A 2,636-nucleotide genomic window follows, 5' to 3' on the forward strand; every position below is an offset into this window, starting at 1 on the left:
GCCGGCGAGGAGGCCCAGCGGGAACTGGCCCGGCTCCGCGAGGAACTGGCCAGGGCGCGGACGGCCGCCCGCGAGGAGAGCGAGCGCGGTCGCACCGAGTTGGAGGCGGCCCGCAAGGAGTCGGAGGCGCTGCGGCGCCGGCTGCGCAGTGCGCTGAGCGACGTCAAGCGGGGCGAGGCGGAGGTCCGCAAGACCAGGGCGCTGCTGGAGGAGGCCCAGGCGCGGGCCACCACGCAGAAGGCCGCCGCCGACAGTGAGGCCCGCCGACTCAGGACCCGGCTCGCCGAGGCGGAGGGCGCGCTGGAGAGCAGCCGCCGGGCGGTCCGTGAGGGCCGCAGCGTCGAGGACATGCGGGTGCGGCTGCTGCTCGACACGGTGCTGGAAGCGGCCCAGGGCCTGCGCCGGGAACTGGCGTTGCCGCCCGTGGCGCAGCACCCAGCGGACACCGTGGAGGCGGTGGAGCCGGGCCGGATGACGCCGCGGGACATCGCGCGGCGTGCGTTGTCGGAGGACGATCCGGCACTGCTGGACCAACTGCTGGCGCTGCCCCAGGTGCACCTGCTGGTCGACGGTTACAACGTCACCAAGACCGGTTATCCCTCACTGCCGTTGGAGAAGCAGCGGCTGCGGCTTCTGGGCGGTTTGTCGGTACTCGCGGCCCATTCGGGTGCGGAGGTGACCTGTGTCTTCGACGGGGCGGAACTGGCGTCACCGGTACTTCTCGCCCCACCTCGGGGGGTAAGGGTCCTTTTCAGTAAACCGGGGCAGACCGCCGACGAGTTGATCCGCCGGCTGACCCGCGCCGAACCCGAGGGGCGTCCGGTCGTGGTGGTCTCCACCGACCGGGAGGTGGCCGACGGAGTCGCCGCGGCCGGAGCCCGGCCGGTAGCATCGGCCCTGCTCCTCAAGCGACTTGCGCGCACCTGAGGGACACGATTCACCTACGGAGGGTCAGGTGCCGGTTGCTCCCTGTGCGGCGTAGGTAAAGGATCCGCTCGCGCAACGAGATTTTGCCTGCGGGGATTTGATGGACGGCACCCACCTGGCTATGGTCAGGGCTCGAACCTTCGCGCGGTCGATCACTCATCCGGGGTGTCAGCGGAGGAACCGCCGAGTCCGCGGAGTGCACGCGGAGCCGGGAGTGACGTCCCCCACCACCCCGGTAGGCGGCTGAGGAAGAAGGAGCTCGCCCGAGTGGCGTCCCACCGTCGTCCCAAGCAGCCCAGCCGTACCCGCGCGACCGTGCTCACCGCGACCGCTGCGGCGGCTGTTGCCCTTTCCACCCAGGCGGCCTCCGCGGACCCCGCGCCGGACCCCGACAAGAAGGGCGTGCAGGCAGAGGTCGACCGCCTGCACGAGGAGGCGACCCAGGCGACCGAGAAGTACAACGGCGCCAACGAGAAGGCCGAGAAGCTCCAGAAGCAGGTCGACCGGGTCCAGGACACCGTGGCCCGCGGCCAGGGTGAACTCAACGAGATGCGCAACGCGCTCGGCGCCGTGGCCACGGCCCAGTACCGCGGCGGTGGCGTCGACCCGACCGTGCAGCTCTTCCTCTCCGCCGACCCGGACGAGTACCTGGCCAAGGCCGCCACGCTCGACCAGCTCAGCAGCAAGCAGATCGGCGCGCTGGAGAAGATCCAGACCAAGCAGCGCGCGCTGGAGCAGCAGCGCAAGGAGGCCGGCGAGAAGCTCAAGGACCTCGCCGACACCCGCAAGGAACTCGCCTCCAAGAAGGGTGAGATCCAGGGCAAACTGGCCAAGGCGCAGCGCCTGCTGAACACCATGACGGCGAAGGAGAAGGCCGCCGTCGCGGCCGAGGAGGCGCGGGCCACCCGCACGAGCGCCCGCACCGACCTGGGCAACCAGGCCAGCGCGTCGCAGCGCGGCAGCGCGGCGCTGAACGCGGCCAAGTCCAAGGTCGGCATGCCCTACGTCTGGGGTGCCACCGGCCCCAACTCCTTCGACTGCTCCGGGCTGACGTCGTGGGCCTACAACCAGGCCGGCGTCTCCATCCCGCGTACTTCCCAGGCCCAGGCCAACGCCGGTACCCGCATCAACTCCATGAGCGACCTGCGCCCCGGTGACCTGGTGCTGCTGCGCAGCGACCTGAGCCATGTCGGCTTCTACGCGGGCAACGGCCAGATGCTGCACGCCCCCAAGCCCGGCGCCAGCGTGCGCTACGAGTCGATCAGCGGCAGCGGCATGCCCTTCATGTGGGGCGTCCGCATCGGCTGACCGCCGGAACACCGGCCGGTCGCCGCTCCCTGGCGCCGAAGCCGACCGCCGGACTCGTGGCCACCACTCACCGGGTGGCCTCCGGTGTCGGCGACACGAGCCCCACACTCCTCCTTCCGAGTGATCCTTCACCGTCGCGACCGACCTCGTCGCGGCGGTGACCTGCGTTTGGGACGCAGCGTCACATTCCGTGCCCTTGACGGTTCTTGGTCCCGCCGTGACGGCAGGGCTACTGTCTGCGAGCGCAGTTCCCGCATCGGGAAGTGTCAGCGGAAGGAGCGCGGACAACCGTGGCGTCGCACCGGTCTCATCGGCACAGCCCGCCGCCCGGCCTCGGCCGTGGCACCCGGGTCACCGCGCTCTCTGCTGCCGCCGGCGCGGCGGCCCTGATGGCCGCGGTG

2 protein-coding genes are annotated in these 2,636 nt (G+C 71.2%); both read left to right on the forward strand.

The genetic code is table 11. The features are described from left to right. On the forward strand, positions 1-927 hold a 927-nt coding region (locus ACYVE9_RS22190; protein WP_461029655.1), incomplete at its 5' end, for an NYN domain-containing protein. 267 nt (positions 928-1,194) lie between these two features. Beyond that, complete coding sequence (locus tag ACYVE9_RS22195) at positions 1,195-2,235, forward strand: C40 family peptidase (RefSeq protein WP_461029656.1); 1,041 nt, start codon at positions 1,195-1,197, stop codon at positions 2,233-2,235. Positions 2,236-2,636: the final 401 nt, after the last annotated feature.

The sequence above is a fragment of the Streptomyces sparsus genome, from assembly GCF_054776295.1.